The sequence below is a fragment of the Cytobacillus firmus genome, from assembly GCF_023715565.1.
In the GTDB taxonomy this organism is placed as follows: Bacteria; Bacillota; Bacilli; order Bacillales; family Cytobacillaceae; genus Cytobacillus; species Cytobacillus firmus_C.
Window position 1 is genome coordinate 1 of record NZ_JAMBOJ010000105.1, and the last position, 8,442, is coordinate 8,442.

Annotated in this window: 4 protein-coding genes; all 4 read right to left on the bottom strand. The window is 39.0% G+C overall.

Features of this window, described 5'->3' with window-relative positions:
- Positions 1-173: 173 nt before the first annotated feature.
- The 4 genes from M3205_RS24610 to M3205_RS24625 all read right to left on the bottom strand — a co-directional run bounded on the left by M3205_RS24610 (position 174) and on the right by M3205_RS24625 (position 8,226).
- Positions 174-1,841, bottom strand: a complete 1,668-nt coding sequence (locus tag M3205_RS24610) for a M4 family metallopeptidase (protein WP_251172282.1) — start codon at positions 1,839-1,841, stop codon at positions 174-176.
- A gap of 480 nt (positions 1,842-2,321) precedes the next feature.
- A complete protein-coding gene (locus tag M3205_RS24615; RefSeq protein ID WP_251172283.1) occupies positions 2,322-3,038 on the bottom strand; it encodes a class I SAM-dependent methyltransferase in 717 nt (238 codons plus the stop codon).
- Positions 3,039-4,194: 1,156 nt separating this feature from the next.
- Entirely contained in the window at positions 4,195-6,135 is a 1,941-nt protein-coding gene (locus tag M3205_RS24620; RefSeq protein ID WP_251172284.1) for a PTS fructose transporter subunit IIABC, read from the bottom strand.
- A gap of 168 nt (positions 6,136-6,303) precedes the next feature.
- Complete coding sequence (locus M3205_RS24625) at positions 6,304-8,226, bottom strand: BglG family transcription antiterminator (RefSeq protein ID WP_251172285.1); 1,923 nt, start codon at positions 8,224-8,226, stop codon at positions 6,304-6,306.
- Between the last annotated feature and the right edge of the window lie 216 nt (positions 8,227-8,442).

The following is an 8,442-nucleotide window of genomic DNA, read 5'->3' on the forward strand; positions in this document are numbered from 1 at the left end:
TTGATCCCGTTGAATTGGATTATGTTTAGAAAGCATATTAATCACCTCAAGCATTGTATTACTTCTATTTTAAATCAAAAAAGACTCCCGACAAGTACGATTTTCATCGAGTTTGTCGACAGTCTGACCTGACCTACGTTGAGGTCAGGGTTTTTTCATCTTATCCAATTTGTTTAGTAAATCCCCACCGCATCAAATCCAGCATTCGCTGCAGCAGCTTCCCCGCTGCCTTCCCCGTAAAGGTCGATCGCAGACTGAACAACCGCCTGGCGTGCATCACTAAAATTAGAATTGGAGGTTAAATAAACAGTTAAAGCACGGTAATAAATTTTTCCCAGCTTCTCCCTGCCTATTTCCTGCCCGATCAGGTAGGCGGCATGATTAGTAATCGAGGAATTCACATGGACACCGCCATTATCGACATTTAATGGCATGTTGTAATATTCATCCATGTGAGCCGGATAAACTCCACTTCCATATGCCGCTCTTTCCGGATTACTCACTACAACACTGTTAGGATCACTTAAGCTGCGCAATCTCGTTACTCCGTCAGCTTTAGCAGCAGGCGCCATAATGTCTTCTCCCATTTCCCAATCATCATCGTCAACAAGTACACCAAAAACATCTGCAAATGACTCGTTCAGTGCTCCTGATTGGTTCCGATATGCAAGGTTAGCAGTATGAGAGATTACTCCGTGGGTCATTTCGTGTGCAGCAACATCAAGGCCGGCTGATAAAGAAATAAAAAACTCACCATCCCCATCTCCATATGCCATGTATTGGCCGTTCCAGAACGCATTATTGTAATCTGTGCCCATATGAACATAAGAATTGATAGCCATACCTTCCCCATCCAGCGAATTACGGCCATGCTCATTCAAGAAATACTCATATACCCGCTCTGAATTATAATGCGCATCAACTGCAGCGCGGTCATAATCCCCTATAAATGCAGCAGAGTTCCCGACATACAGAGCATCATTAGTTGAGTCCCAATCATTTTTAGAATCAAATGTAAAGATTCCTTCGAGGTTATCATGGGAATAATCCGCTAAAGCAAATTTAGTCCCTGATTTCTCTTCTTTAACCCTGGTAATATGCAGCTCTCTATGATCCCCATTAACCCCTTTGCCAAATCCTTTTTGTGTTTTATGTTCTTCAGCATGCATGATTCCATTGTATTGATCTATAACTTCACCCGTTTTTGCGTCTACAAACACAAACCAGTTTCCAGGTTCATCTCCCATAAAGTTTACATTTACTTTATATGCTGTATGATTCTCCCCTTCAAATGGATATACAACGAGTTCTGTTACTGGCTCATATGTAAGTTCTTGTGGCGCATTGACAGCTGTTAAAGCAGTTTTTACTGCAGCATCACTTTTTAAAGACACAGACGTATTCACTGTTGCATCGGCAATTGTCTGATTTACTCTGCCGTTAACGGATATTACTTCATTGTTCTCATTATAATGAACAATTACTTCTGATCCTTCTACAGGCACACCATTTATTGCCTGATTAAATCGTACATGTGTCATGCCTAACTCGTCTTTTTGTACCTCTTTCACTTTGAGGTTTTTTTCCGGACTTTTAATACCTGTGCGATCCTGATGTTTCTTTAAGTAATTTATTGCATTCTCAGGAGTGCTGGAAGAAAATTTCTCTGTAAATCGTTCTTTTACAAATAAAGGAACACTTGCTTTTTCATTCCATTCCTTGGAAGCTTGTACATGCTGGTAACTTGCTGAATCTACCGGCTGAGCAAAAACATTTACAGGGATCGAACTTGCCAATAAGGCTGAAGAAAGCAATACAGGCGCAAGCAGCTTTTTTTTCATTTACTTTGACCTCCTATAATTTAGATACTCTAAATTATAGATTAAGAGGCAAAATTTGGAATGAATAATAAGAATTATTTATATTTTATAAAAATTGTCGAATTTATAGTTAAAGATTACCAAATGATAGGTTTTAAGCAGGATTCTACTAAACGTATTAGGCCATTGCTACCAAATTAGTTCACTGCTCACTCTAAAATAAAGTATTAGTAAAAAGAGATTCTCCTTGGATATTCAAGAAGAACTAAAGAAAATCTTCTGTTTAAAAGCAGTTGACCAACTGCTCCTACTAATTCATTGTTGGCTAGAAAATCAGTTTCTTTTCCATGTATGAGGGAGGCTGTCGATAATGTTTCGGCAGCCTTCTATTAGTAAGTGATTCGGGAGAATTAGTCCTTTAAAAGTGTTCGCCCTTAACATCGATTCCAAAATGGAACACTGTTAAAATAAAGTTGTTTAATTTTTAAAAGCCCAGTTATATTATTTTACACTATGGAAAACAAATGATTTTGTTACTTCAGTTGCTTGTTCAAACTCCCAATCACCATAAATTTGGATTTGTGAAAAGCCTATTTCTTGTAGTGATTTAAAGATATCTTCTTGTGTTCGAAACTTTAATTGCATTTTTTCATGAATTAATACTTCATCTGTTCGTGCATTTTTGACGATTTCATAAAATGTAAAAACATCTCCTACAAACCCTTCATATTCCGTCCAAATTTCAAGTGGGTCGCCGCTTATCTCATCCTTTGCAACATCAGGTGTCTCATCTTGTTGCCATTGTTCCCACGCTTTTGCTAATGGGTTACGCGTATCAAAAATAAAATGTCCTCCAGGTTTAAGTGCTCGATATGCATTAGAAATGCCTTTCTGCCAATTTTCGTCTGTAAGAAATACTTGTGCAACATTCGCTGTCATTATGACAACATCAAATGAATTTGGTTGTAAATTCGAGCTGTCGCCAACAATCCAAGTCACTTCGTCTGCGTACTTTTTACTTTTCGCCTTTTCAATTGCATCTTCATTTGGATCAATAGCTGTAATATGATAGCCAGCTTGTGCAAAATGGGTTGTTAACCTTCCTGTTCCACAACCTAAATCTGCTATTTCTTTAGCATTAACTTTTTTTAAAAGGGCCAAGAAGAATTCATCGTCTTTTCCCCAGCCATTAATTTGATCATAAACTAATGGAATCATTTATTTACCTTCTTCCTATAGTCATTTTCCCATCATCAAACTTAATTCATTTTATTTATTTTTTATTCGGCTATATTTTCTCCGATTACTTGCTACAACAAAGCTTCCTTTAAAATCCTCTTCTATACGTTACGACTTTTATATATATGGTTCAAGCATTATTTGTGATAACTAATACGGTATAAGATAATTGATGTTTTGCTAGTTCCGAAGAGAAGCATGTTCTTCCCTAGCCTATGCTTACGAAAAGAGTGGGATTCGAATCCCCAGAGGCATCTTTTCATTTATTAAATTAAATAATAGTACAGCTCGTGGCCCCAAACAAATGAAAACCTTGAAAGGCACAGGGCCACTCAAGGTTTTTTAAAATTCATCTCCACCTCCAGCTAATTTCCCAATCAGAATAAACTGCAGGTTAGGTATATCCCCTTTTTTATTTTAGGTATCAATAATATACCAATTATTATCATTCAACCATTCTTCATTATAATTCTCTTCTTCGAATTCATTATCTTCATCGACAATCGCAGAAAAAAATTTCTTTAATACTACTCCTGTTTTCTATCTTGTAATTACAAATATTAATTTGGTATAATTCGGTAATAAACAAGATGTGATGATGGTGTCGCTTGCCTACTTAATAACTCTGATCCCTCTTTTAATTATTGGCAGGTTCTTTTTAAGCATTGAGAGTCTCCCATTCTTTGCAAAGTTCTTGCTACCTCTGTTAATAATAATGCCCCTTTACTACTTAGTTACTTTGATTCCTGGAACTAATCGTAATATCAAGAAAGGATACGGTACTCCGCTATTAGGCTTGATAATTGTAATTTTTATAATTTAATTTATTGATACTTCATAAAGTTAAAGAATATAATACAAAAATGCTTCTGTAGCTAATAGCGGTTTTTAACTCTTCAAAATCATGTCAAATTCCCTAATAATCCAGTATGAAAAGTATTATTACTCTCTCCTCCCCATAGAAAAAAAACCTTGCCCCAAATCAGCAAGGTTTTTCTACAGCATCGACAGGCCGCATTATGGATGCATAATAATATGTTCACATTACCGCTTACATCAAATTCTCCCAGTCACACTAGTAAAATGACATGGCTCCATTTACTAAATGAATAACTTTCACCATTATGCCTTTAGATTATTGAATATCTCCCAATAGTCTAAAAGCTTCTTCTTTTGAAGCAGCTTTTAGCAGCTGCGCCCTGAAATTTTCATCCATTAGTTTGCGGGAAAGTATCTGGAGTATTTTTAGATGGGCATCTCCTGCTGCTTTTTCAGGCACTGCTATCATAAAGATCAGCTTTGCATCTGAACCATCAAGGCTTTTCCAATCAACACCATCACGTTTTATGCCAAACGCAACAGCAGGCCGCTTTACAGCATTGGATTTTCCATGAGGGATCGCAATATTCATACCCAGGCCTGTTGAACTCTGAGCTTCTCGATTTAAGATTGCCTGCTTGAATTCTGACTTTGAACTCAAGATTCCGCTTTTATCAAAATGCTCAATCAATTCATCAATTACTTCATCCCGAGTGGTTCCTGCTATGGTTGGCTCGATGAGATTCGTATTCGTTATGTCTGTTAATTTCTTGATCTCAACATCTGCAGGACCTTCTTCTATTACAGCTTTATCTTCACTTTTATTTAACACTGAATTTTCAGCACCAGCTGGCACTATAGTTTCTTCCACATCTTTTTTCAGCGCTGTAACCATAAATGCCGTTACAACAGCACCAACAATAGCTGCTACAAAGAACATTAATACATTATCAACTGCGCCCAATACCGCCACAATCGGACCGCCATGTGCCACACGGTCCCCAACGTTTGAAACCATGGCGATAACTGATCCGACCATTGAACCGACAACAATACTTGGGATCACACGCAGAGGATCCTGCGCAGCGAATGGTATCGCACCCTCTGTAATGCCGAATAGTCCCATTGTAAAAGAAGCTTTCCCCGCTTCCCTCTCCGTTGGACGGAATTTGCGTTTGTTAATAAAGGTTGCCAGTCCAAGGCCAATTGGTGGAATACAAATGGCTACCGCAATCGGACCCATAATTTCATAATTTCCTTCTGCAATCATCGCTGAACCAAATAGGAAAGCTACCTTATTGAATGGGCCACCCATATCAACAGCTATCATAGCACCAAGGATCAAAGCCAATACAATCGAGCTTCCTCCTTGCATACCTGCAAGCCATCCTGTTAAGGATTCAAACACCTGTGCTACAGGAGCACCAATTACATAAATAAATAATAACCCAACAATGACCGATGATAGAATCGGGATAAAAATAATCGGCATGACAGGCTGTACTGCTTTTGGCACTTTCACCTTTTTAATAGCAAGAGCCACATAACCAGCCAGGAAACCGGCAATGATTCCGCCTATGAACCCTGCACCTGCTTCACTTCCATAAAAACTGCCGTTTGCTGCAATATACCCGCCTATCATCCCTGGGACAAGGCCGGGACGGTCTGCAATGCTCACCGCTATAAAGCCCGCGAGGATCGGAACCATGAACATGAAGGCCGTTCCGCCTAGGCTTTCTACCTGTTTCCAGATTGAATCCTCCGGTATAACAATTCCTCCTGGTGTCTGCTCCCCGCCTAATGTTAAGGCAAGAGCAATCAATAGCCCCCCTACCACGATGAACGGTACCATATAGGAAACACCGCTCATTAAATGCTTATAAATAGGATTTTCTTTCTTTTTTCCTTTAGCAGGGACATTTTTAGACGCTATTTCTGGTTTATATACAGAAGCATCACCATTTTGGATTTTCTTAATTAGCTCTTCTGGTTTTCTAATCCCATCCTGAACACCGGTTACAATTACTCTTTTACCTGCGAAACGCTCTTTCGGAACCTCCTTGTCAGCCGCAATAATTATTCCGTCTGCTTCAGCGATCTCTTGTTCAGTTAGAGCATTTTCCACACCAATCGAGCCCTGTGTTTCAACCTTTATATCCACACCCAGCGCTTCGCCTGCTTTTTGCAAGTTTTCTGCAGCCATATACGTATGGGCAATACCCACTGGACATGCGGTAACCGCTAATATTTTCGCCATAACCTAACCTCCTGGTTGTCAAAATCTAAATGTAATCGCTTACCTATATAATAAATCCAAAAATGTCCTTATATTTTTTTTATTTTTACCGGAACTTATGGTAAAAAGGAATTTTTCATTAAAAAGGGCAGTGGAACTATCATTCCACTGCCCTAATGCTTATTAGTTTTACCTTTCTTCCAGTACTCTTAAAAAATCTTTATCATTTTCTGCTGCAATCAGCTCGTGAACAAGAAGCGGCGATTCGCTAAAATCGGCAATCCTGCCTATAATATTTCGGATTTCTCCCTGGTTTTCCTTTGAAATGGCGAGCATGAAAACAAGGGAAACTTGTTCATTCCCCCATTCGATTGGCTCCTTCATGATCGCTATCGCTAAAACGGTCTTATGGATCATGGCAGGATCTCCATGAGGAATGGCAATGCCCCCGCCAATTGCGGTAGCTGAATTCCGTTCGCGCTGGACTGCACTATGGATAAATTCCTTTTTTACATAGCCTTTATCGTAAAGAGCCATTGCCAGCATTTCAACAACTTGATATCTATGTTCTTTTTCAATATCAAAAAATACCAGTTCCGGAGCTATAAATGAAGAAAAGATATTTTGCTCCTGCTGTACATTTCTTTTCACCTTAAGCTTATCTACAAAGCGGCTTAAATTACTCTTATCTTCAAGCCCAAAAAGAGGTGAAATCTGGATATATTCCATATTTGCTTTTTCCAGATTGACTGTTGAAATAATGAAATCAGCTTGATGCTCCTTTAAGGCATCCATAATCTCCGCCTTGCCAATACAAGCAACAATATCAATGTCCGGATATTGCTGTTGTATTTTGGCTTCGAGCAAATGTGACATGCCAATGCCCATATGGCAAACAATCAGCGCCTTCTTTTTCTCCACTTTTCTTTTCCCTTCCAGACGTTCAATAGAGGCTTGAAAGTGCAGAACAATATAAGCAGCTTCGTCTTCGGGGATGTCGAATCCGAATTTATCTTTCATCTCCTCAATTGCCAAAATTACCATACTGAACATATAGGGATACATCTTTTTTATATTCTCAAGAAGAGGGTTTGTGATAGGAAAACCATATTTGATGCGGCTAATGACAGAATGCATATGGACAATGAGCCCATTTTGTAAAATAGGATCGTCTTCAAATGGAAACAATGTCAGTTTACCCATCTTGCGAATGAGGTGGAGGACAACCACCTTAGATTCTTGATCGTATTGCAAAACCTGCTCTGTTTCTTCTACCCGCTTTCCGCTAATAAGATGCCACGTAAAATAGATTCTCTCCGCCTCAGGAAACCTTAGCCCAAATGCCTCTTCCAACTGATTAAAGAACCAGCCTGCATATTGATATTCTTTTCGGTTCAAAGCCGTTTCCCTTTCAGAAGCTTGTACAAAAACAGGCGACTTTTGCCTTATCCGTTTGACCATAATCAAAGCATGAACAAGCAGGCTATCCAAAGCTTCATCAGCAAAGCCAATGCTGTACTTTTTCTGCAGGGACTTAAGCGCTTCCTTTATTACTGCAATTTCATAAGAAAAGAATAAATTCAGAACCATATTTTTTTCATTTGATAGAGAAGGTATTAACTCAGACAAATGTGCCATGGCATTCCGTTTCTTTAACTCCGGCCCTTCAATCAGGCTGCCGATCCGCTGCTTTGATACAATCTCAAGGTCAAAACGCTGAAGCCAATAGGTAATTGTCCCTATATCTTTTTTAATCGTAGTTTTAGGCACATAGTAACGGTCCGCCCAATACTGAAGTGTAATGGCCTTTGGACTGGTCAACAGCTGAAATGCTATCTCAAACAGCCGCTCTTCTGCAGTTTTCTGTTCATTTGAAAACAAGCTGCGCAAAATTTTCGTGCGTTCTGCTTCATCTATTTCAATAGAGATTCCAATACCGGGTTTGCGCAAAAGACTGGCCCTCGTGTCCTGTAAAAATCCCTCCATTCGATCCAAATCATTCCGGACCGTTTTCTCCGAACAGTCCAGCTCATCAGACAACTCTTTTATCTGCACAGCCCCCGCCTCATGAAGGAGCAGTATTCTAAGTAGTTCCCTTTGTCTATTATTCATTCTTGCACCCGCTAATAAAGTTGATATAGGTAAAGTTTATCTTTATTTGCGAGTCTAATCAAATGGGGAAGAGCAGCGTAAAGGGAAATAGAGGCTGGGACAAAACCCTCCTCTAAATTGAAAAAGCCGGTGAAATTTTACAATGAGTAAAATTTCACCGGCTTTGTTTATTTTGGGATTAAAATAAGAACCACTTCTGATAAAATAAAGTTACCA